The organism is Leptolyngbya sp. FACHB-711, from assembly GCF_014695615.1.
Taxonomy (GTDB): Bacteria; Cyanobacteriota; Cyanobacteriia; order Elainellales; family Elainellaceae; genus Leptolyngbya_A.
In genome coordinates, this window is sequence record NZ_JACJOR010000259.1 from 1 (window position 1) to 22,136 (window position 22,136).

A 22,136-nucleotide genomic window follows, 5' to 3' on the forward strand; every position below is an offset into this window, starting at 1 on the left:
AATCTATGCTGACAACCGCACTTTGCCGGATGCTGACGCGGCGCGGCTGGCGAGTGGCTCCCTTCAAGGGACAAAATATGGCGTTGAATGCCTACGTGACTCCGAGCGGCGGTGAAATTGGTCATGCGCAAGCCGTTCAAGCCTGGGCTGCGGGAATTGTGCCGCGAGTGGAGATGAATCCGATTTTGCTAAAGCCCCAGGGCGACATGACTTCTCAGGTCATTCTTAAGGGGCGAGTTGCCGGACGAGTGGGAGCCGCCGACTACTACGACCAGTTTTTTGAGGTGGGCTGGCAGGCGATCGAGGAATCGCTTCAGCGGTTGGGCGAGGAGTTTGACCTGATCGTGTGTGAGGGGGCGGGCAGTCCGGCAGAGGTGAACCTGAAGCATCGCGACCTGACGAATATGCGGGTTGCCAAATATCTCAATGCTTCGACCATTCTCGTGGTGGATATCGATCGGGGTGGAGCCTTTGCCCATATCATCGGTACGCTAGAACTACTGGAACCCGAAGAGCGAGCACTGATTCGTGGCATCGTAATCAACAAATTCCGCGGACAGCGGGAACTGCTGCAATCCGGCATTGACTGGCTGGAGAAGCGCACGGGCATTCCAGTGATGGGGGTGATTCCCTGGTTTGAAGAAGTGTTTCCGGCAGAAGATTCGTTGTCACTGCTGGATCGTCCCGCTCGGAACAGCAATGCTGATTTGATGGTGTCGGTGATTCGTTTGCCCCGAATCTCGAACTTCACAGATTTTGACCCGCTTGAATCGGAAAGCTCGGTGAATGTGAAATATGTGACGCTGAAAGAATCCCTTGGTTATCCCGATGCGGTGATTTTGCCTGGATCGAAAACGACGATCGCCGATTTGGTCGCAATGCAACGCACTGGAATGGCAGAAGAAATCCAAAACTACGTCGCGGCAGGTGGCACGCTTCTGGGTATTTGCGGGGGCTTTCAGATGATGGGCAAACTGCTGGCAGACCCTGAAGGACTGGAAGGACAGGAAGGACGATACAAAGGCTTGGGACTTGTGCCGCTAAAGACGGTGATTACTGGACAAAAAGTAGCCCGTCAACGACTGGTCACGTCTAATTTTCCCCAGCCCGGACTGCCCGTAGCAGGCTACGAAATTCACCAGGGACGCAGCCACCTGGCAGAGTCAGACGGCGAAGGCAACGAACCCGTGTTTAAGCCGCTGTTTGAAGACCAAAATCTCGGTGTGGTTGATACCACCCAGTCGATCTGGGGCACTTACCTGCACGGCATTTTCGATAACGGTCCCTGGCGGCGAGCCTGGCTGAATCGACTCCGGCAGCAGCGCGGTCTAAAATCTCTGCCCACGGGCATTCCCAACTATCGGGAACAGCGAGAAGCGATGTTTGATACACTGGCGAGTGCAGTGGGTCAGCATCTTGACTTGAACCCGATTCTGCAACACCTCGACAAGTGATTATCCTAATTCTTGATCTTGGCAGTGTCTTTGCAGTGGAAGAGCCCTAATGAGCGTACAGGTGCGTTTCTTACCCGATGATGTAACCGTAGCCGCTGAGGTGGGAGAGCCGCTGCTTCAGGTTGCCGATCGCGCCGGACTGGTCATTCCCACAGGTTGCCTGATGGGGTCGTGCCATGCCTGCGAGGTTGAGCTAGAAGACGGTCAGCCCATTCGTGCCTGCATTAGCTCCGTGCCTCCGGGACGGGCAGAACTCACGATTAGTTTATTTGTTGATCCGACTTGGTAAGGGGTTTAGCAAGGAGAAAAGGAGAAATCATTGAGCGTTGGGCATCAAGCGGCGATCGGTTTAGGTAGCAATTTGGGCGATTCAGAAGCCACGCTGAAGGATGCCTTAAGCAAGCTTGACTTTATTCCGGGAATTCACGTCGCAGCTCGATCGCACCTGTACCAAACTGCGCCGATCGGTCCCCCTCAGCCCGACTATCTAAACGCCTGTGCCATCCTCTCCACCTCGCTTGCTCCCGAAACCCTGCTGCACACCCTGCTTAACATCGAAAAACAGTTTGGGCGAGTCCGCCGCGAACGTTGGGGCGCAAGAACCCTCGATATCGATTTACTGCTGTACGACAATCTGACCCTGACCCTCCCCCAACTGCAAATTCCCCATCCGCGTATGGCTGATCGCGCCTTTGTCCTGATTCCCCTCGCCGAAATCGCCCCTAACTGGATAGAACCTGTCTCTGGAAAGACGATCGCTACCCTCGCCCAGCAAGTCGATCGATCGGGCGTCCAGCAACTCGCATAACCCCTGCCAAAGCTCGACTCAATCAAAGGCAAGCCAAGCGCTGAACTCCCTTCCCACCCCCTCCCCATTCACTCACGCCTCCACCCCGATGCTCGAACCCCCCGATCGCCTGCAAGACAAACTCTTCTACCGTGGACGCAAGTTTAACTTTGAAGTAGCGCGGCTCAGGCTGCCCAATGGCGCGATCGGCGACTGGGAGTGCGTGCGGCATCCGGGCGGTGCGCTGGCAGTTCCCGTCACACCAGAGGGCAAACTGGTGCTGGTGCGGCAATATCGCTTTGCGGCAGAAGGCAGATTGCTTGAATTTCCAGCGGGCACGATCGAACCGAATGAAGATCCCTTCACCACGATTCAGCGAGAGATTGAAGAAGAAACGGGCTATCACGCCGATCGCTGGCAGAAACTGGGGCAGTTTTATCTGGCTCCGGGCTATTCCGACGAGATTATCTATGCGTTTCTGGCGCAGGATTTAAAAAAGCTCGAAACGCCGCCCAACCAGGACGAAGATGAAGACATCGAAACGGTGCTGATGTCGCCTGAGGAACTGGAGCAATCGATTTCAAACGGAGAACCGATCGACGCGAAATCAATTTGCAGCTTTTTCCTGGCGCGTCCCTTCCTGTCGGTCTAAGGTCTGCCCGCTAATCCCGTGCTATCATTCCTCGCATCTAGAATTTTGTTCTGTGGGTGGGGAAAGATGGGCATTGATTTACTGGGTCAGGTTGCGGTTTTAAGTGGGCTGGCGATCGTGCTCAGCAGTTTGCCAGGCGCTGCCATTGACCTGAATGAACGATCAAATCCGAAATCGTTCCAAATTGCCCAGGCAGGCGAGACCAACTGTCGCCAGACCAATACCGTTGCCGGAGTTTACCAGCAGCCCGACCCCATCAGCGTTTCGCAGGGAGTCCTTCCTGCCGGACAAACTGTGCGCCTGGAAGTTATCGGAACCGGAACGGGCTGGAGCCGCATTCGGGAACCGATCGTAGGTTGGGTCGAAGCCCGCTATCTCACGCCCCCGACTCCCTGTGCTTATCCCGTTTCGGCTCAGCCTGAGCGATCGGTTCCAGCCCGTGTGACGCAAGCCAGTGTCAATCCAACTTCATTCCCGCAAGTGAACCCAGCGCAGCCTGCTGCCACCCGATCGCCCGTTAATTCTGTCACCCCACCGAACTTCCCACAGCCCAACCTACCGCCTGGACGATCGCAGGTCACCGTCCCGCCCCTTTCTGCTGCTCCGCAGAGCTTTCCGCAGCCCCAGGCTTTTCCGCAGCCCACACCCCAACCGAATAACCAGTCCAATAATATTGCGGTTCGTCCCACGGTTCCGCCTCTGCCTGCGATCGTCTCTCCTCAGCCTGTTCCAACCGGGAGGGCGATCGTGACAACCACGTGCGATGTGCTGCCGCGTGAAGGTTTAGTGGTACGCCGACAGCCCGATCTGAACAGCACAGGTGTTTCAATTATTCCTGTGGGAACCTATAACTTTCAGTTTACGGGCGCAACCCAGACGATCGGCAGCCAGCGTTTAGCTTATATTGTGGCTCCAGCAGAAGGGTGGATTCAGGTACTTGCAGGAAATGGCGGTTCAACGCTGGGAGGCGGACGCTGTGGCTAATGCTTCTGGCTTAGCAGCTCCAAAAGTGGTCGTTGTGGGAGCAGGCTGGGCAGGTCTGGGCGCAACTTATCATTTGGCAAAACAGGGCTATGACGTGACCTTGCTGGAAGCGGGAGCCTATCCGGGTGGACTGGTGGCAGGCTGGCAAACCCCCGGCGGGCGATCGGTTGAAGCCGGAATCCACGGGTTCTGGTATCCCTATCGCAATATTTTCTCGCTCGTCGATGAATTAGGCATTCAGCCGTTTACAGAGTGGACGCGATCGTCTCAGTATTCGCCTGCTGGGTTAGAAGTGGAATCGCCCATTTTTCAGCAGGAACCGCGACTGCCCACACCTTTGGGGACGTTTCTCTACACCAAGTTTAAGCGATTGCCGCTGGTCGATCGTCTGTCTGCGCTGCCCTTGCTTTATGCTCTGGTAGATTTTGATAACTCAGATGAAGCCTGGCGACGCTATGACGGCGTGACTGCCCGTGAACTGTTTAAGCAGTTTGGCGTGTCGGCGCGGCTATACAAAGAGTCATTTGAACCGATGCTGCTGGTGGGTTTGTTTGCCCCCGGAGAGCAGTGTTCGGCGGCGGCAGCGTTGGGAATGCTCTATTACTTCATCCTTGCGCACCAGCCCGATTTTGACGTAGTCTGGTGTCGCGGCACCGTGGGCACAACGATTTCTCGTCCGTGGATGGAGCGAATTCAGCAGGCGGGCGGCAGGGTGCTGACCAATCGACGGGTCAGTGATTTGATGCTAAACGAGGAATCAGATCAACCCAAGGTGAAGGGCATCATCTGCGGCGAAGAAACCTTTGAAGCCGATGCGGTGATTTTTGCCGTAGGCGTGACGGGAATGCAGAAAATTGTCAGCAACAGTGCAACTCTGCGACGCTTCCCCGAGTTTTGTAATTTAATGAATCTGGGAGCGATCGATGTCCTGGCAACTCGGCTTTGGTTCGATCGCAAAGTGAACGTACCGCTGCCCTCAAATGCCTGCTTTGGCTTTGACACAACCACAGGCTGGACATTTTTTGATCTAAACGCCCTGCACGACGAATTTCGGGACGAGCCAGGCAGCGTAATTGAGGTAGATTTTTACCACGCCAATCAGCTTTTGCCTCGCAGCGACGAGCAAATTATCGCCAAAGTGCAGCGCGACCTGGCAACCTGTGTGCCCGAATTTGCCCAGGCAAAGGTAATCGACAGCAGCGTGATTCGTCTGCCCAGAGCCGTCACCCACTTCGCCCCCGGAAGCTACCCGAATATGCTGCCCGTCACCACGCCGATCGCCAATCTCTATATGAGCGGTGACTGGATTGTGACGCGCCACGGCTCCTGGTCGCAGGAAAAGGCGTATGTCACCGGACTCGAAGCCGCCAATCAGGTAATCGATCGTTTTCGTCGCGGCACAGCGGCATCCATTCTACCTGTGGAACCGGACGAACCCCATATTCAGCTTGCGCGCAGCGTGAATCGATCGATCCGCGAGGTCAGTCAGTCTTTGCTGCCTCAGTTCTGGCTGCCTTAATTCTTGCTGTCTTATCGAGGAATCTAGAGTGGGGAGTCTAAGCCGCGACCGATCGAAGAGGCTGTTTCAAGACAATCGACTTACCCCTGCGAAACTGATGCTGGCTGAACGGCTTCCTGTTCCCACGATCGTCTTGCTTGAATTGCAAGCTGTTTTGCTCGAATCGTGCCGTATTTTTGAATCGAAAACTTGACGCTTTTGCGATCGGCTCCGCTGCCCCAGCACGCCTGCCAGTATTCGTATTCGTGTCCTTTGCGGAGCGAACTGGTTTTGCTTACGCCCACATAACCGCTTGTATTGCGAACGGTTTTTCGTCCGGCTTGAGAGACTGCGGGAAACTGCTCCAGCAATTCTTGATAGTAAGTTTGGGCGGCTTGCTGTGCTTTATTCTGTCCGCCATATTTACTGTCAGAAAAGAACTTTGCAACCTGTTTTCCCTGCCGTTTTAGCCTCACGTAATAGCCAAAATTATTTTTTTCAAACTGGTCGATCCGACTAATGCCCACCGTAACAATTTCACTTTTTAATAACACGTTTGCAGCTTTCATCCTATCGCATTGATCCAGGCCTTGTTGGGTTTGGCTGAGTGAGGCGTGAGCCAGAAGCAGAATGAGTTCGCGATCGCCTGACCTGTGTTGTTTAGCGATGGGATGCGTTGCAGTCTGTGCCTAACCTAGTTCGCTGTTTGAATCGAATTGTTGAATGGCAAGGTTTAATATCCCGCTCGGAAATCCAATCACTGCTGCCAGCAAAAACTCGCCTGCCACCCGCGCACCGCTTGCCAGCAAGCCATTATCAGATTCTCTTGCATAAACATCTGGATGCCTGAATTATCTGCGCGCCCCTTGAACCCTTGATCAGCAGCTTGAAACCATTCTCTAAACAATCACCTTGACTGCCCCAGCACAGGCTTTTGCCCGTTCTCTTGCCTGATCGATTGTTTCTCCCAGTGCCAGCGCAACTCCCATGCGGCGATTTTTGTGGCATTTCGGTTTGCCAAACAAACGTAGTTTGCTAGTCGGCACTTTCAGCGCATCCTGGACTCCGGTGAACTGAGGATTCTCGCCTGCGGTGTCTGCCAGAATCACGGCTGAGGCTCCGGGTTGAATTAGGTCGATCGATCCGATCGGCAATCCGGCAATGGCGCGAACGTGCAGCTCAAACTCCGAAAGATTCTGGCTGATCAGGGTGACCATGCCTGTGTCGTGCGGGCGCGGGCTGACTTCGCTGAAGTACACGATTTGTTCACCGCTTGGATCGCCTTCGATAAATAGCTCCACACCGAAGATGCCATAGCCGCCCAGGGCATCGGTAATTTTAGCGGCAATGTCCTGGCACTGTTTCAGCGTTGCTTCCGGCAATGGACAGGGCTGCCACGATTCGCGATAGTCGCCGCTAATTTGCAAATGACCGATCGGCGGACAAAAGTGAGTGCCATCGGTCGCCCGCACCGTGAGCAGCGTGATTTCGGTATGGAACTGAATAAAGCCTTCAACAATCACCCGTGCATTTTGGGTTCGTCCTCCCGCGTGGGCATATTCCCAGGCAGGGATAATTTCGGCTTCGGTGCGAATGGTGCTTTGTCCCTTACCTGAGGAACTCATTACGGGCTTCACCACACAGGGCAATCCCAGAGCGGCGATCGCGTCCTGATACTCGGCTTCGGTTTCGGCAAAGCGATAGGGAGAGGTGCGTAAGCCCAGGTCTTCTGCTGCCAGACGGCGAATGCCCTCCCGGTTCATGGTGAGATAAGTGGCTTTTGCGGTGGGAATGACGCGCCAGCCTTCCTGCTCCATCTCGATTAAAGTGGCGGTGGCGATCGCTTCAACTTCTGGCACAATCAAATCGGGCTGCTCCTGCTCGATGAGCTGACGAAGCTGATCACCGTCCAGCATCTTCATAACGTGCGATCGGTGGGCAATTTGCATTGCGGGGGCGTTCGCGTAGGCATCGACTGCAATGACCTCGATTCCCAGCCGCATCGCTTCGATCGCCACTTCTCGCCCCAGTTCTCCTGAACCCAGCAGCAGCAGGCGTTGAGCAGAGGGCGTGAGCGGTGTGCCCCAGGGTTGCCAGGGCAGAGCAGATGGGGATGGGCACATAGAAAATCTCGCGAAAGAAATTACAGATAATAAATGGCTCTATTAATCAATCTACAATTCCATTGGCAAGACTGAATCGAATTTCGAGATGTTGCCCGCAAAAAATTTGTTCAATTTCGTTCCACTTCTCAGAAATTGAGTTATCATCTCGCCAGAAGTTCTCTATATGTTGAGCCAAATTCCGGTTTGTAAAATCTGCGGTTTGAAACGTTATTAAATCGCTCAGGTAGCTTTACGGCGGAATTTGGGGTTTGCCGGGTCTAGTTTTCAGAACTTCACAAGTAGCGATCGAGTCCAAGAAGTCCAGAACAGGTCTTCCAGTTTCAAGGTTTTTATCTTGATAGGAGGATCAATTTCTGTCGTCATTCATTTTTCGCAAAGGATAGGACGATCTAAAGTGATTTAGATTGGGTATCCTGGATTAGCATAATGGTGGCTCAGAGTGGGTTGGACTGTTATCTAGTTTTGTCCTTGAGTTGACTTCAACTCATCCTCTCGGTATTTCTGCTTTCTTATTAAGCGATACGGATAGAAACGGTGGTTAGTAACCTCAAAAGTCTATTTTCCAAAAAAACAAAAGGAATCGGGGTCGAGTTAACGCCCGATCGCGTCAATGTTGCGCGGCTAAAGAAGAAGGGGCAGGGCTTTCAGCTAACCACCCTGGCTTCTGCAGAAGTGCCAGAGGGCGTGTTTCAAGAAGGACAAATTGTTGATTCGGCAGGCATGGCAGAAATTCTTCAGTCTTTGCTGGCAGAAAGCAAATTGAAAGTCAAACACGCTGCAACGGCAATTCCCAGCGGGCGGGACACGGTGACGCGCATCATTCCGGTTCCGGCTGAGCTGGACGATCGCGAACTGCGCGAAATGGTGTTGAACCAGGAAGCGGGATTGTATCTGCCGTTTCCCCGGGAGGAAGCTGACGTAGACTATCAAAAACTCGGCTTTTTCGTGGACGAAGATGGCATTGAGAAGGTGCAGGTCTTGCTGGTCGCAACCCGTAAAGAAGTAACTGATTCCTATCTCGATACCTTCCGGCAAGCGGGGCTAATTGTGGACGTGCTGGAAATCAGCAGCTTTTCGCTGATCCGCACGATTCGGCAGCAGTTGCGCCAGTTTTCGCCGCAGGAAGCCGCCGCGATCGTCGATATTCAGTTTGAAAACACCGAAATTTCGATCGTGGTAGATGGTGTACCGCAGTTTTCGCGCACTGTGCCGATCGGGACGTACCAAGTGCAAACGGCTCTGAGTCGGGCAATGAATCTGCCGCCGTCGCGCAATATCGATCTGCTTCAAGGCATGACGATTCCGATCGTGCCGATGGACAGTATGGGCACAACCGCTCCACCTAAGGGCGGTATGAATCCGGGTACGGCATCAATGCTGCGCGTTCTGGGCGAACTGGCAGACGAACTGCGCCGATCGATCGACTTTTATCACAACCAGGGCGAAAACATGGAAGTGGCTCAGCTCCTCCTGGCAGGACCAGGCGGGGCGATCGGGCAGCTTGATGAGTTTTTCTCCCAGCGGTTGAGTCTACCGACAAGCGCGGTTGATCCGGTGAATGCCCTATCGCTCGAAGTTGAGCAGGATATTCCGCTAATGCAGCGCGTGGGGCTGGGGGTCGTTCTGGGTTTGAGCTTACGGGAGGCGTGGTAAATGTATAGTCTCGATATCAACTTTCTTAGCGATCGCTCCGAGCGGCAGGCAGTCAAAGGTGTCCAGCGACGGGCAGTCGTGCGGGATGATCCGCGTCCAATCTACATTGGGGCAGCGGTCGGCGTTGCGCTGCTGGCACTCACAGGTGGAGCTTGGCTGCTGCTGCAAAACCAAAACCGTACCCTGGAACAACAGTCTGCTGAACTCGACAATCAGCTCGCCGCTCTTCGGGTGCAGCAGGGGGAAGTCAACAGCATTAATCAGCAGGTGCAAGCAATCGAGGCACAGAACCAGGCGCTCGCGACCGTGTTTGACCAGATTCGTCCCTGGTCTGCCATCTTGCAGGATGTTCGCTCACGGGTTCCCGGCAATGTGCAGATTCAGGCGATCGAGCAGCTTGAACCCGCACCCCCTCCGGCTGCCCCTGCGCCCAGTCCGAGTCCGGTAGCCAGCCCAAGTCCGGGAGCCAGTCCACAAGCCAGCCCTGTGCCTCAGGCAGCACCGCCCCCTGCTTCGGTTGGCGTGCCCAGAGTGCGAATTACTGGACAGGCGCGATCGTTTAATGATGTGAATGACTTTGTGCTGACGCTGCAACGATCGCCCTTTTTGGACAGCGAAGATGTGCGGCTAGTTGGTTCGCGGCTAATAGACAACGCGACGCAAATCGAGTTTTCGGGTCAGGGCGGCGGAGCGGTTACTGTGGAGCTACCGCAAGTGGTGGAATACACAATAGAGAGCAATCTGACCAGTTTGCCTGCGTCAGAGCTGCTGCGCGATTTGGAACGCACGCTGTCTGTAGGACTGGCTTCAAGAATTCAGGCACTTCGGGATAGAGGAGTTTTGAAACCATGACCGTTGGCGGAGATTTTATTCCTACAGAAGGTCGCGATCTGGAAGGACCGTCGTACCCCAAGGTGTTTGGCATTAGCCTCACGCCTACGGTCGGCGGTATTGCGCTGGCAGTTGCGGGAGCAGTCGGGGCTTATTTGCTCTGGGCGAATCTGGTGCAGCCTACGCTCGATCGTAACCAGCAGCTTCAGACCGATATTCAAAGTAAGCAGCAGGAACTTGCCAACTTGGGCGATGCTCAGCAGCAGATTGCTCAGGCGAGAGAACGGCTGCGATCGGCTCAGCAGCTTCAGGCAGATGTGCTGGGGCTATTTGCCACCGAGGAAAGCCTGGATACGCTTTTGCTGGATGTGAACGAGCGGGTGCAGTCTGTGAATGCGGGAATTCAAGACCCGGATCGACGGGCAAGACTTTCTCGGTTTAATTTTTTGCCCGATGCTTCCGGTCCGGTCACAGATGGCTCCCTCGGTGCAGCGGTGAATAACCAGCTCGAACGGCGGGTGTATGATGTCCAGGTTTTGGGGTCGTTCCCGCAGACGCAGTCGGTGATTCGCAACATCGAGCGGCTTCAGCCCTTGCTGGTCGTGGATAACTTCAGGTCCGAACTCGATCGCAGCACCCAGCGAATTGTGCTGAGTCCGCAAGGGCAAATTGTCCCGGCAGGGCAGCCCGAAACCCGCGTGGAGACTGGCTTCCGGCTGGAGGCTTTAGTGCCGATTAACCCACCTGGAGCCGCAAGAACTGCTCCGGCAGCGGCAAGCCCTCCAGCGCAGTAAAGGCTGTTTCCATTGCAAGAGCCTGAGGTGAAGTATCCAGATTAAAGGAAGTCGTTCCTAGAGGATGGTTAAGGAGTATGAGCGGTGCTGCATTGTCCCTAAATTTCCCTTCGGTGGGGGCTTTGAGAGTTGGGAGGAAGTCGGGTTTTCCCAAAATTAAAGGTCTGGGGGCAGCTTGAACCGCAAGCATGACTTTTCAAATCAAATATCCTCCGGGTCTGTCGGCAAGTTTAAGTGGATTTGCTTGCTATTGTGCGGGTTCGATTGTGTGTTTGATTGTGTGTGTTTGACCAGGGCATGACAGTTTTGTTTTCTTTCCAGTTGACCCATTGCCCGAAGGAGGAGTGAATCGTGAATCGGCATTATCAGTTTGGTGGAATTTTGGGGGGAAGCCTCCTGACAGGGGCAGCGATAATTTGCGTCTCGGCTCAGCCCGCTCGTGCGGCGGCAACCCAGATTACAAATGTACAGGTGAATCAAACCGATCGCGGAATGCAGGTAGTGCTGCAAACCCGTCAGGGCGATCGACCTCAGGTATTCACTGTGAATCGTGGCAATGCCCTGATCGCAGACTTAATTAATACTCAGCTCAGCCTGCCCGACAACAGCGGCTTTGTGCAAAACAATCCGGCTCCCGGGATCAGCTCGGTCAGCGTTGCCCAGCTTGACACAAACAGTGTGCGAGTTACCGTCAACGGCGGCAGCGGCACCCCCAATGGACAGATCAATCAGGGACAGCGTGGCATTGTGCTTAATGTCAATGGGGTTTCCGAAGGCAGCTCAGCCAATGACACCAGCAGCTCAACAGCGACGGCAATTCCTGTTCCTGCGCCTGAGGTGGCTCAAGCTCCGGCTGCTCCGGCTCCAGCTGCTCCGGCAGTTCCTCTCCCGAATGCGCCTGCGCCTGATGTGCTGGTTCCCAATCCTCAAGTGACGATCGAGGGAGTTCCGGTGGTGCAGCCCTCGCGTGAAGCAGCCCCGCCTTTGCTACCCAGAGCGGTTGCGCCGCCATTAGGCGATATTTCGGTTTCCAGTACAGATGCTGCCCCCGAAGAAATCAATCTGGGCACATCCGAAATTGTGCCGCGTCTGGTGCTGCGCGATGCTCCGGCACGGGAAGTTTTATCACTGCTGGCAAGGGCTGCGGGACTCAACGTAGCTTATCTTGATCAGGCAGTTCAAGCGCAAGGACCGGGGCAAGCTGCGGCTCCAGCCGAAGGAGGGGGCGCACCGCAAGATGTGCGGATTTCCCTCGATATTGAAAATGAGCCAGTCCAGAATGTGTTCAACTATGTGCTGCGCGTCGCAAACCTACAAGCTAACCGTAGCGGCAGAACCATTTTTGTGGGAACGCTGCTTCCGGCATCTGCCCGAAACAACATTATTCGTACGCTGCGCCTGAATCAGGTCACAGCTGCCGCTGCTGCTTCTTTCCTCAGTGCTCAGGGTGCAGAAACCCAGCGGGTGGTTGAGTCCACGACTCGGACCGTGCAGGGTGAAGGCGCAAACCAGATTGTCACAAACAACACAACAACTCAGATTATTCCTCTGGCAGCAACGGCGGGGGCAGGTCCACTCCTGCTGAGAGGGTTATCGGTACTAACTGATGAACGGCTTCAGGCTGTCACGCTGGTGGGGACGCCCCAGCAGGTACAAGTCGCCGGGTCACTGCTGTCTCAGCTTGATTTGCGCCAGCGTCAGGTGGCAGTCAACATCAAAATTGTGGATGTCAACCTGGCAGCAACGGATAACCTCAACACCAGCTTCTCGTTTGGCGTGGGCGATACCTTTGTCTTGAGTGACGGGGGCAATGCCTTTATCAACTACGGCGGCAACAATCCGCCTAATGCAGCAACCGCAGGCAGCAGCGTGCTGAGTCCACCCGCGATTCCTAACCCGTTTGCGGGCGGCAATACGTTCCTTGATGTTGATCAACCGGGTATCCGCATTCCAGGAACGACACCGGGGACAATTATCATTGATGAGCGAAACGGAACTGTGCGCCGTGTAGCAGCCTCAGCCGCAGCCGAGTTTTTGCGTCGTGTTGGCGGGGTTTCGACTGATCCCTTCGAGACTGGAATCACCGATGTTGAACTGGCAGAAGATACGGTGATTACAATTGACGCAGACGGCAACGCCAACGTTGAGCGAGGCGAAGTAGGAACTGCCGAATCGGGATTACCGTCGTTCTTCCGCTATCCGACGCGATTCCTGGCAAGCTTGCAAGCCCAGGTTGTCAGCGGCAATGCCAAAATCCTGACCGATCCAACGCTGGTAATCCAGGAAGGACAGCAAGCCACTGTCAACCTGGGACAGGAAGTAATTTCCGAAACTGAAATTGAGCGTGTGGACACGCCCAGCGGCACAAGGGAACAGGTCAACATTATAAAAGCCGTCGCAGGACTCCAGCTCCAGGTAAATGTCAGCCGTATTGACGATAACGGGTTTGTCACCCTGGCGATCGCTCCTACTGTTTCGGCTCCAGTTGAAACGCGGCAAGTTGGTGATGGGGAGGTAACGCTACTCTCAGTACGGCAATTAACCTCCGGTCAGGTACGAATTCGAGACGGGCAAACCTTAATCTTGTCCGGTATTATTCAGGAAACCGATCGTACTTCCGTCAGCAAAGTACCAATTCTGGGCGATATTCCGATCCTGGGTGCGCTGTTCAGACGAACCAACCGCAACAACACGCGTCAAGAAGTGATCGTGCTGCTGACCCCGCGTGTGCTCGATGATTCAGACTTCTCTTCTTTTGGCTATCGCTATACGCCTAGCCCAGAAGCCGATGAGATTTTACGCCGACAGGGGGTTCAGCTTCCCTAAGGCAACTCCGTTCCCCCCGAATTGAGAGTTAGGGGCGGTTCGGGAAATAGTCGTAACCTCTCAAACATCCTCTAAACGATCACGAGTTGATTTTCTGCCTCCGGCAACGGATCGATCGACTCGTGATTTTCAATCAGAAAGGATTAAAAGGATAAGGTCGATCGGTGTAATTCCTTCTCGAAATGATGCAAAACTTATTCCGCTCTGTTTTTGCTCAGGAGTGAGCAGCACGGGCTTCGCAAGACTTCTTCCTGATGGTAAAAACGTGAATTTCATAAGTATTTGTACACAGTTTTGCAGCTTTCTGCTGTCATAACCCCGTCGATCGGCAGGAATTTTTTAAAAAGTGCTTCAAATCTACATAAATTAAAGGTTTGATCGATCCATATTGGGGATCTTGCATTTAGAATAAAGCATTGAAAATTCGAGTTAACAAGGGTTTCAGCGATCGCTGTCTGATTTCCTTCTCGAATTCCACCGATTAGATCAACGATGCTAATTCGTGAGAGTCTAATCATTAACTTCGCTGATTACCATTGCAAGGAGATAACCATGAACAAAGGCGAACTAGTGGACAAGGTTGCAGAAAAAGCAAACGTCACCAAAAAGCAAGCTGATGCAGTTTTAACGGCTGCGATCGACTCCATTATGGAAGCAGTTTCCCACGGCGACAAAGTCACGCTAGTCGGCTTCGGTTCCTTTGAGCCACGTGAGCGCAAAGAGCGGGAAGGTCGCAACCCGAAAACCGGAGAAGCGATGCAAATCCCGGCAACGAAAGTGCCAGCATTCTCGGCTGGTAAACTGTTTAAGGAAATGGTGGGCAAATAACCCCACAAGCCGCGAACATCGTGCAACCATCACGCCGGATACCCGGACACGGGGGGAACTTAACCTGGGCAGCATCCCTGGCAGGCTGTTCCCCTTCTGAGATTTTGGATTTTTCTGCCAGCATTAATCCGCTCGGTCCACCTCAGTCTGCGATCGTCGCCATCCAGTCCAGCCTCCGCGATCTCTGCCACTATCCCGATCCGGGCTACACCTCCTTGCGGCAAGCTCTCGCAGCCACCCACGGCCTTTCCCCCGATTGGGTTCTCCCCGGCAACGGCTCTGCCGAGTTGCTGACCTGGGCAAGCCGCGAACTGGCAGAACTCAACGCCACCCATTTGCTCACCCCTGCCTTTGGCGACTACCTGCGGGCACTCCGGGCATTCGACGCCAAAATCGTCCCCTGTCCCATCGTCCTTCCCTCGTCCTCCGAACCAAGCAAGTCTGGCAAAGCGTTTTTGCTCAAAATCCAGAACGAACAGCAAACCTCGCCTCTACCGCCTACCCCCTCATCTCCTCTTCCCCTCACGCCTTCACTCCCCCATTCCTCCACCGGGCTTCTCCTCAACAACCCTCACAACCCCACTGGGCAACTGTTCGACCAACAATCCCTGCTGCCCCTGCTGGAACATTACGCGCTGGTCGTTGTGGATGAAGCGTTTATGGACTTTTTACCGCCAGACGAACAGCAAAGCCTGATCGATCGCATCACCGACTTTCCCAATCTGGTCATCCTTCGATCGCTCACCAAGTTTTACAGCTTTCCGGGACTGCGATTTGGCTATGTGATTGCTCACCCCGATCGCCTCGATCGCTGGCAGCAGTGGCGCGATCCCTGGTCGGTGAATACGCTAGCGGCGGTAGCAGCCGAGGCAGTTGTAACGGATGTTGCATTTCAGCAGCAAACCCTCGACTGGCTCCCGATCGCCCGAAACCAGCTTTATCGAGGACTGGCTGACCTGCCCGGTTTGTCTCCGCTGCCCGGTGCGGCAAATTTTTTGCTGGTCTGGTTCCAGGGGTCTACGATCGAATTGCAGCGCCAGCTTCTTCAGCAGCACAGAATCCTGATTCGCGACTGTACAAGTTTTCCTGAACTGGGCGATCGCTTCTTTCGCGTTGCGGTTCGCACCGAGTCTGAGAATAGACGATTGCTCGATGCCCTGGCTCAAGTGCTGCCCCATTCTATTTAGAAGTAACTGGTTTAGAAGTAACCGGTTTAGAAGTAACTGTCGTTCTGCCCCATCCTGCATCTTGATCTGCTCATGGCTGTAGACTATGACCTTGTGATTTTGGGCGGTACGACCGTTGCCCGATCGGTTGCCGCGCTGGCCTGTCGATTTCAGGCGCAGGTTGCTTTAGTGGAGCCACAGCCGCCTCGAGGGACTGATAATTTTCGGATGCTGTTGAGCGAATGGGCAAACCTGAGCTATCGGATAGAGCAGTTGCCCCGATCACAAGAAATGCCCCACCCTACTCGGCTCACCTCCCCCCCCGAACTGCTCAACCTTGCTGCTCAAACTGCTCCAATACTGACCGAAACGCGAATGATCCAGCAGCAGCAGTCCCTCGATCAGCTTGCGGCGGCAGGAGTAGACGTAATTGTGGGGCAGGGTGAGTTTCATCGACTACCGCGCCTGGGCTACCGGGTGAACGGACGATCGCTCTCATCGCGGGCCTACCTGCTGGCACTGCCCGGTCTACCGATCTATCCTGCAATTCTCGGACTGGACGGAGCTACTGTTTTAACGCTGGATGCACTGGCTGAGTTTAAGGGAGAAACGCTGCCCAAGCGAATTGCAATTCTGGGAGACGACCCGCAGGCGATCGAATTTGCCCAGATCCTTCAGCGGCTTGGCGTACAGGTGACGCTGATTCAATCACGGTTTTTGCCCCAATTTGATCCGCAAGCAGTCCGGCTCATCCAGGCGCAGCTTGAAGCCGAAGGAGTTTCGCTCTTTACCGGAGTCAGCATCGAACAGGTTCAGACAACGAACTCTGGCATTCGGCTCTATGGACAGGATGCAAGTGGAAAAGCACACTGCATTGAAGCAAATCTGCTATTGCTAGCAACAGCAAGACGGCTCGATCTGGCGCACCTGAAGCTAGAAGCGATCGGGGTGAAGTGGACTCCAGACGGGGTAACAGTTAACCGCATGCTCCAGACGACCCATCCGCGTGTTTATGCCTGCGGCGAAACTCTAGGCGGATTCGCGCTGCCCCAGCTGGTTCGGGAAGAAGCCGATCTCGTTCTGCATAATGCGCTGCTTCTCTCGCCGCGAAAGGTTCAGTCTCACCTTGTGCCCTGGACGCTGTTTACTGATCCGCAGATTGCTCAGGTGGGCATGAATCAGATAAAAGCCAGACGAACCTACGGCAAAGCGGTGCGGATCTTGACGACTTCAACCCAGACGATCGCCAGAGCTTATCTTCAAGAAGAAATGGCTGGCTTCTGCACACTTATCCTGCGGCAGGACGGTAAAATTCTGGGGGCAACGATCGTTTCACCTCAGGCAAGTGAATGGATCAGTATTCTGACGCTGGCAATGCAGCAAAACTTGTCGATGGCGCAATTGGCGCAGCTGCCGATTCCATCCCCCACGTTTGCAGAGATGCTTCATGCCCTGACTTATACCTGGCGATACCAGAGATTAACGACCGGACAGCGCACCTGGCTCGATCGCTATTTTGATCTCCGTCGTTCCTGGTCTTCATAAGTCAATTTTTTGAGTCACATCAACGGATTTTTCTCAACCCCTTCAACGGCGTCATCGCTTCGCCACACGTATAAAGGAACAACCTGCTCACACGTACTTCGAACAGCAGCATAGTGGGTATTGTGTTTCGGGCTCGGCTAAGTTTCTATCTGGCTAAAGTAATGCGATCAGCGCAAAACTAAAGCTCAGCTTCTTTTCTAGAGAATCAGCCTATTTTTTTCTGAATCTTGATTAGTTCTTTCAATTAAAACGGCTTGAAATTTATACCTAAAATTCTCTGATGAAGTGAGAGTATCAGTTTTGCGAATCCCACTGAAAAAGTAGTCTAAGAGTTCAGCATATTTGCCGCTTTACGTCCTGTACCAAAAGGTAGAGAATGATAGATAAGCTTCCCTAACTGGGGGAGTAATTTAGTCATCAGTATGACTACCTTAGAGTAGTCACCGTACCGCAATCCAGTCCACCTGATGAATCTTCACGAAACCCCGATGGCGCAGTTACTTGGTCAGCTTCAGCAATGGGAAACCCGCCGTACAGAGGCAAACGCCTTCTACAAGCAGGGAAAATATAAAGAATATCTCGACCTTTCCAGACAAAATCTCCGCCTTTCTAGAGAGATGCAAGACCGCACCAGAGAAGGTCATGCGCTCAACGATGTTGGCTTAGCCTACATTCACTGCTGGCAGCCTCAAAAGGCCCTTGAATTCTTCTATCAGGGACTTTCACGCACTCAGGAACTGGGCGATAACCAGGGCGAAGCAACGAGCTACTGCAATCTTGGCTCCTCCTACAATCATCTCGGACAGCTATCGTTGGCTCTAGAATTTTTTAGCCGAGCACTGCCTATTTTCAAGAGCCTGGGAGACACGCAGGGCGAAATCTCGACGTTGAACAATATTGCTCTGATTCATACTAAGTTGGATGAGCCGAAGCGTGCCCTGCTGTTGCATTATCAAATTCTGGCAATGCGTCGAATGTTGAGCGACTTCTCTGGTGAAGCGACTACCCTCAACGGCATTGGTTTTGCCTACACGGCAATGGGCAAGTCAGAGCAAGCCCTGGGCTTTTTCCAGGAGGCTCTATCGATCCAGCGGGCAATCAAAAACCTTTCGGGCGAGGCGACTACTCTCAACAACATTGCCTCGATCTACAGCGATATGGGTCAACCGAAAGAAGCACTGCTGTTGTATCACCAGATTCTGCTGACTCGCAAAGAAATGCGCGATCGATCGGGCGAGGCAAATACGCTGCACAACATCGGCTTTACCTACAGTCTGCTGGGCGAACGCAAGCAAGCACTCAGCTTCTATAACAAAGCCATTAACCGCTTCCGGGATTTGGGTGACTGTTTGGGCGAAATCTCAACCCTACTCAACATTGGCTCGGTTTATGCCACGATGAACCAGAAAGAATGGGCACAGTCCTACTACAAAGATGCTCGTAAGTTGAGCGAACAAATTGAGCACAAGCCTCTTGTTGAGCGGGTTAAACGCTTAATGGATGCGCTCTAAGGGCTGGAATCTCTTCAGGGTACACGCGGTCTACCTTACCTAAACTTCTGATTCGTTATTAGTTTCATAAAATTCGTCTCATCGAGGTAGGTTTTGAGCCTACCTTTTTTGTTTTATCTCAGAGTTTTATCTCACAGTTCTGTTTCACACTTTTGATTCACGTTTGGTTTGGCTCACGGTTTGTATCCTGACGATCGCCTACGCTTCAGTTCCTCGATCGCGTTTATGCAGCCCGATTTATCCGTGTACTGACAGACTTTTTGCCACAAGCCCTCTCGCGTCCTTAGTAGTTCTGTGGCCAACCAGTGGTTCTGCGGCAAACTGCACTCAACTGCGAAACCTGTTCCTCTGGGGTAATTGCGTCTTGAACGCTAGCATTCTCGTATTGCCGTAGTTCCGCTGAGATAGTTAATTTAGTCTTGATAAAAATAACATTAACCAGGCGCATCCCTAGATTGGGGTAATGGGCATTCTAATGCTGTCAGTCTGCATCTTAATTCCTTGCTTGTATCCCGCGCATGATTCCCGTTTCTTCTGTTTCGACAGTTCCTACTTCCGGTCATGCCAGTGAAGCTGAGGCAACTAAAGTATTGCAAGCTTTAGCGCAAGACTCACAAAGCCTCCGGTTCAAAAAGCTGCTGATTTATAGCTGCACTGGAACCTGGGAGAGTGACACAGCTCGATTAGAGGCAGTTCAGTTTTCCGATTTGCTTCACACCCTGCGATCGCTGGCTCCCACTTGGCAGGAACTGCAAACCCGTCTAACAGAGGCAGCACATCATCTCAACAGACCAGCAGAGTATATCCTGGTTGCCCATACCCTCCTCGGCTTGCTGAAACCCATTTATCTGGACGCCGTGCTCATTCCTACGGTAGATCCTCAAATTTACGAGGCGATTGCCCAACAGCTCACGATCGATCCAGAGCCACTGCGCCTGAAGAAACTGCTCATCCTCGCCTGTACTCATCAGTGGGAGTCCGATCGAAAAACAATAGAGCAAACACCGCTTCTGCCGCTTATCCAAACGCTGCACAGCCTGACGCCAACCAAAACAGTTCTTTGTGTTCTGCTTGAGAACGTAGTGAAAACGCTGAGCAAATCCGCCCAATATCGCTTGCTTGCCGATCGTTTGATTCAAGCTTTCCAGCCTCTTTATTTCGACTCTGAAACCGTCGCAGCAGAACCAACGGTTTTGGAGGACACTCAGGCGGAGTGCTTTGAGGAGGACGCAACGAGCAGCTTGAATTCTCGCTCTGGTAGCACAAAATTTTCGACTATTGCAGAAGCAACAGCCGCACTCTCCGCGTTACTGCATGAACAAAACAAGCGATCGAATGGTGGATCTTCTGCGATCGCAGGCAAAACCCTGGCTTCCTCTAAGGGAAGTGACTTGCAGGGAAGTGACTTGAAGCCATCGAACCTGAGGTTGAGTGAACGATTTAGTCTGCGACAGAGCGTTGTGCAGGCAAGCAATCCACTTCGCACAAAAATTTTGCTGTTTTCTTTGCTGCACGAACCCTTTCAGCTACAGCAGCACGAAGGCATCCTGAAAGACTACGATCTCGATGACCTCCTGAAAATGACAATGCAGACCTATCGTCAGGCGGCTTACCTCAACACTGCGCTGGGTCAAATTGTTAAACAATTGCCTAATCCCCAGGCTTATCAGCCATCAATCGATGCATTGCTACAAGCAATCCAACAGTTTTCGTCTGGCTCATCTGCTCTGCCTGCGAATGGTGATGCCTCAGGAGCCACTCAGCCGGAGTTTTCCCAGCTTACCAGTCCCCTGCCCCATACTGCGGCTCCCACTCAGACTGCTCCCACTCCATCTCCATCTCCATCTGTCTTCCCTGACGGCGATCGGCTGAGATGATCAACCCTATCACCGAACCAACCTATGAATGAAGCTATCAAAGCAGCCGATCTGCTCAGGCAGTATGGTGTAGGCAAAACGAACTTTAATGGGGTACGGCTGGCACTATCGGATTTGGCTGAAGCGGATTTGATTGGGATTGATCTCAGCCAGGCAGACCTCCAGCGTACCGTTTTGCGATTTGCCTATCTCAACCGAGCGAAGCTGAGCAAGGCAAACCTGACTGCCAGTAAGCTGAGCGGCGCAAACCTGACCCAAGCAGAACTTACAGGCGCGATTCTCAAAGACGCTGACCTGCATGGAGCCATTCTTGCAGGAGCAGACCTTCGCAGTGCGGATTTATCGCTGGCTAACCTGCTGGATGCGAATCTACAGAATGCAGATCTACGAAATGCTCAGCTTGGCGGCGCAAATTTAACCGGAGTCTGTTTGCGCGGGGCAAACCTGCGCCAAGAGAATCATCGCTACACGGTGAACCTACGCGGAGCTACGCTGAGAAAAGCTGATTTGCGCGGCGCAAACCTGACCGGAGCGGATTTGTCGCGAGTTGATCTGCGCGGCGCAGATTTAAGTGAGGCAATCCTGCGCGGAGTTGATTTGAGCAATGCTGACCTGACTGAGGCAAATCTACACAATGCTTCTCTGACCGAAGCCAATCTGACGCGATCGATTCTACGAGGTGCATCGCTGATTAATGCCCGTCTGGAGCGATCGATCCTGGTTGAGGCAGATATGGCAAGCGTCAGCCTGCAAGGGGCATTGCTAGCAGATACCAAACTGACCAACGCTCATCTGGCAAAAGCAAATCTCACTGCCGCCCGTCTACCTCGCGCCGACCTGAGCCGTACTAATTTCTGGCAGGCAATCTTGTGCGAGGCCCAGCTTGTGGACGCCTACCTTGCCAGAGCGAATCTGATGCAGGCGAATTTAGCAAATGCCAACCTGACCAGAGCAGAGTTAAGCAGCACCAATTTGCAAGGTGCAATTTTACAGGGGGCAACAATGCCGGACGGTAGCCCTCATCCCTGACATTATTTATCACCCAACTTTCGGGAATGGGTATTAAACTTCTACAATTACTTAGCTTAAGGAAAAGTCTATGGATTTAGTACACTAGATCTATAGATAAACAAATCACTCCAGTTAAAAATATGGTTGCTTATACCCTTCCAGAACGCCCCGATCTAATCTTTTCTGTTCGTGGCAAAGATTCCGAGAAATCCCGTCAGCAGGCGATGGAGCAGCTTCACCACCGGATTGAGAACGAAGAAATCCCGGCTGATGCGTTCCCCAATGGGGTAGATCCTTCGGACTTTATTGAAGTTGATAGCAGTAAAATGAACCAGCCGCAAGCCTTAGACGAAAACAACGAAGTGCTGCAAGCCGTCCAAACCCTTTCTAATCTGGCACTGCTTAAGATTGACCTGGAAAAAGACCGGCAGGCTGCGCTCGAAGTGTACGACGTGATCAATCGCTTACTGTTTGGCAGCGAACCCGTTGAGGAAGAAGAGATTGATAGCCTGAAGCAGGGCTTCAAAACGCTGAAAGTTTTTGCACAAAATCACATTAAGCTGCAATCTTCTCTTCCTCAGGCAGAAGCGGCC

Annotated in this window: 19 protein-coding genes; 17 read left to right on the forward strand and 2 right to left on the reverse strand. The window is 53.2% G+C overall.

The window, feature by feature from the left end; translation table 11 throughout:
- From cobQ to H6F80_RS09895, 6 genes are all read left to right on the forward strand, one after another.
- On the forward strand, window positions 1-1,454 hold a 1,454-nt coding region (gene cobQ / locus H6F80_RS09870), incomplete at its 5' end, for a cobyric acid synthase CobQ (protein WP_242067267.1).
- A gap of 49 nt (window positions 1,455-1,503) precedes the next feature.
- Window positions 1,504-1,743 carry a 2Fe-2S iron-sulfur cluster-binding protein gene (locus H6F80_RS09875; RefSeq protein ID WP_190791391.1) on the forward strand — a complete coding sequence of 80 codons (240 nt, stop codon included), beginning with the start codon at window positions 1,504-1,506 and terminating at the stop codon, window positions 1,741-1,743.
- Window positions 1,744-1,773: 30 nt separating this feature from the next.
- Window positions 1,774-2,262, forward strand: a complete 489-nt coding sequence (folK, locus tag H6F80_RS09880) for a 2-amino-4-hydroxy-6-hydroxymethyldihydropteridine diphosphokinase (protein WP_190791392.1) — start codon at window positions 1,774-1,776, stop codon at window positions 2,260-2,262.
- An 88-nt stretch (window positions 2,263-2,350) separates the two neighbouring features.
- Complete coding sequence (locus H6F80_RS09885; protein ID WP_190791393.1) at window positions 2,351-2,893, forward strand: NUDIX hydrolase; 543 nt, start codon at window positions 2,351-2,353, stop codon at window positions 2,891-2,893.
- A gap of 66 nt (window positions 2,894-2,959) precedes the next feature.
- Window positions 2,960-3,877, forward strand: a complete 918-nt coding sequence (locus tag H6F80_RS09890) for an SH3 domain-containing protein (protein WP_190791394.1) — start codon at window positions 2,960-2,962, stop codon at window positions 3,875-3,877.
- A complete protein-coding gene (locus tag H6F80_RS09895; protein WP_347277855.1) occupies window positions 3,870-5,396 on the forward strand; it encodes a hydroxysqualene dehydroxylase in 1,527 nt (508 codons plus the stop codon). Before H6F80_RS09890 ends, H6F80_RS09895 begins: the two co-directional genes overlap by 8 nt.
- An 80-nt stretch (window positions 5,397-5,476) precedes the next feature.
- Here the strand turns inward: H6F80_RS09895 and H6F80_RS09900 are convergent, their stop codons facing one another.
- Together H6F80_RS09900 and purT are read right to left on the reverse strand one after the other, a co-directional pair.
- Window positions 5,477-5,944 carry an AP2/ERF family transcription factor gene (locus H6F80_RS09900; RefSeq protein ID WP_190791396.1) on the reverse strand — a complete coding sequence of 156 codons (468 nt, stop codon included), beginning with the start codon at window positions 5,942-5,944 and terminating at the stop codon, window positions 5,477-5,479.
- Window positions 5,945-6,274: 330 nt separating this feature from the next.
- Window positions 6,275-7,498, reverse strand: coding sequence for a formate-dependent phosphoribosylglycinamide formyltransferase (purT, locus tag H6F80_RS09905; protein ID WP_190791397.1), 1,224 nt, complete (start codon window positions 7,496-7,498; stop codon window positions 6,275-6,277).
- A 537-nt stretch (window positions 7,499-8,035) separates the two neighbouring features.
- On the opposite strand from purT, the gene pilM reads away from it, so the two are divergent.
- From pilM to H6F80_RS09960, 11 genes are all read left to right on the forward strand, one after another.
- Window positions 8,036-9,154, forward strand: coding sequence for a type IV pilus assembly protein PilM (gene pilM / locus H6F80_RS09910; protein WP_190791398.1), 1,119 nt, complete (start codon window positions 8,036-8,038; stop codon window positions 9,152-9,154).
- On the forward strand, window positions 9,155-10,006 hold the full coding sequence (locus H6F80_RS09915) for a PilN domain-containing protein (protein WP_190791399.1): 852 nt from the start codon (window positions 9,155-9,157) through the stop codon (window positions 10,004-10,006).
- Window positions 10,003-10,779, forward strand: a complete 777-nt coding sequence (locus H6F80_RS09920; protein WP_190791400.1) for a pilus assembly protein PilO — start codon at window positions 10,003-10,005, stop codon at window positions 10,777-10,779. The genes H6F80_RS09915 and H6F80_RS09920 overlap by 4 nt, the downstream gene beginning before the upstream one ends.
- 351 nt (window positions 10,780-11,130) lie before the next feature.
- Window positions 11,131-13,605: a type IV pilus secretin family protein gene (locus H6F80_RS09925; RefSeq protein ID WP_190791401.1), complete on the forward strand. Its 2,475-nt coding sequence runs from the start codon at window positions 11,131-11,133 to the stop codon at window positions 13,603-13,605.
- 552 nt (window positions 13,606-14,157) lie between these two features.
- Entirely contained in the window at window positions 14,158-14,433 is a 276-nt protein-coding gene (gene hbs, locus H6F80_RS09930) for a non-specific DNA-binding protein Hbs (RefSeq protein WP_190791402.1), read from the forward strand.
- Window positions 14,434-14,453: 20 nt separating this feature from the next.
- Window positions 14,454-15,620: a threonine-phosphate decarboxylase CobD gene (gene cobD, locus H6F80_RS09935; RefSeq protein WP_190791403.1), complete on the forward strand. Its 1,167-nt coding sequence runs from the start codon at window positions 14,454-14,456 to the stop codon at window positions 15,618-15,620.
- Window positions 15,621-15,692: 72 nt separating this feature from the next.
- A complete protein-coding gene (locus H6F80_RS09940; protein ID WP_190791404.1) occupies window positions 15,693-17,144 on the forward strand; it encodes an FAD-dependent oxidoreductase in 1,452 nt (483 codons plus the stop codon).
- Window positions 17,145-17,632: 488 nt separating this feature from the next.
- Window positions 17,633-18,655, forward strand: a complete 1,023-nt coding sequence (locus H6F80_RS09945) for a tetratricopeptide repeat protein (RefSeq protein ID WP_190791405.1) — start codon at window positions 17,633-17,635, stop codon at window positions 18,653-18,655.
- Window positions 18,656-19,173: 518 nt separating this feature from the next.
- Complete coding sequence (locus H6F80_RS09950; protein ID WP_190791406.1) at window positions 19,174-20,532, forward strand: hypothetical protein; 1,359 nt, start codon at window positions 19,174-19,176, stop codon at window positions 20,530-20,532.
- A 24-nt stretch (window positions 20,533-20,556) separates the two neighbouring features.
- A complete protein-coding gene (locus tag H6F80_RS09955; protein WP_199296480.1) occupies window positions 20,557-21,561 on the forward strand; it encodes a pentapeptide repeat-containing protein in 1,005 nt (334 codons plus the stop codon).
- A gap of 122 nt (window positions 21,562-21,683) precedes the next feature.
- Window positions 21,684-22,136 (forward strand): hypothetical protein (locus H6F80_RS09960; RefSeq protein ID WP_190791407.1); only part of this gene is annotated, 453 nt, incomplete at its 3' end.

Coding starts and splice junctions, on each gene's coding strand:
- H6F80_RS09950 (WP_190791406.1), top strand. CDS start 19,174: ATGATTCCCGTTTCTTCTGTTTCGACAGTTCCTACTTCCGGTCATGCC.
- hbs (WP_190791402.1), top strand. CDS start 14,158: ATGAACAAAGGCGAACTAGTGGACAAGGTTGCAGAAAAAGCAAACGTC.
- H6F80_RS09900 (WP_190791396.1), bottom strand. CDS start 5,944: ATGAAAGCTGCAAACGTGTTATTAAAAAGTGAAATTGTTACGGTGGGC.
- H6F80_RS09920 (WP_190791400.1), top strand. CDS start 10,003: ATGACCGTTGGCGGAGATTTTATTCCTACAGAAGGTCGCGATCTGGAA.
- H6F80_RS09945 (WP_190791405.1), top strand. CDS start 17,633: ATGGCGCAGTTACTTGGTCAGCTTCAGCAATGGGAAACCCGCCGTACA.
- H6F80_RS09890 (WP_190791394.1), top strand. CDS start 2,960: ATGGGCATTGATTTACTGGGTCAGGTTGCGGTTTTAAGTGGGCTGGCG.
- purT (WP_190791397.1), bottom strand. CDS start 7,498: ATGTGCCCATCCCCATCTGCTCTGCCCTGGCAACCCTGGGGCACACCG.
- H6F80_RS09885 (WP_190791393.1), top strand. CDS start 2,351: ATGCTCGAACCCCCCGATCGCCTGCAAGACAAACTCTTCTACCGTGGA.
- H6F80_RS09915 (WP_190791399.1), top strand. CDS start 9,155: ATGTATAGTCTCGATATCAACTTTCTTAGCGATCGCTCCGAGCGGCAG.
- H6F80_RS09875 (WP_190791391.1), top strand. CDS start 1,504: ATGAGCGTACAGGTGCGTTTCTTACCCGATGATGTAACCGTAGCCGCT.
- H6F80_RS09940 (WP_190791404.1), top strand. CDS start 15,693: ATGGCTGTAGACTATGACCTTGTGATTTTGGGCGGTACGACCGTTGCC.
- H6F80_RS09955 (WP_199296480.1), top strand. CDS start 20,557: ATGAATGAAGCTATCAAAGCAGCCGATCTGCTCAGGCAGTATGGTGTA.